Source organism: Algoriphagus sp. A40 (assembly GCF_002002735.1).
Lineage (GTDB): Bacteria > Bacteroidota > Bacteroidia > Cytophagales > Cyclobacteriaceae > Algoriphagus.
Genome location: NZ_MUNY01000002.1, coordinates 1 through 236 on the forward strand (window position 1 = coordinate 1; position 236 = coordinate 236).

The window sequence follows — 236 nt, forward strand, 5'->3', positions numbered from 1 at the left end:
GGCTTTGTGTTGAACACGGCACTTGTCGAAGGCGACAGCCCAGACGAGGAAGATCCTACGGATGAGACCGAGGAGGAGACTCCGATTGAAAGGAACCCAAGCATCCAGATCGTGAAAACGGACAACGATGCCTTGGTAGATGGTGCGGGAGATGTGATCACATACACGCTGACAGTGACCAACACGGGCAATGTGACTCTGACCAATGTAATGGTTAAGGATCCTTTGACCGGACT

The 236-nt window shown here is 52.1% G+C and carries 1 pseudogene; it reads left to right on the plus strand.

Going from position 1 to position 236, the window contains the following annotated elements:
• A pseudogene (locus B0E43_RS23250) lies at positions 1-236 on the plus strand (DUF11 domain-containing protein); the annotation flags it as partial.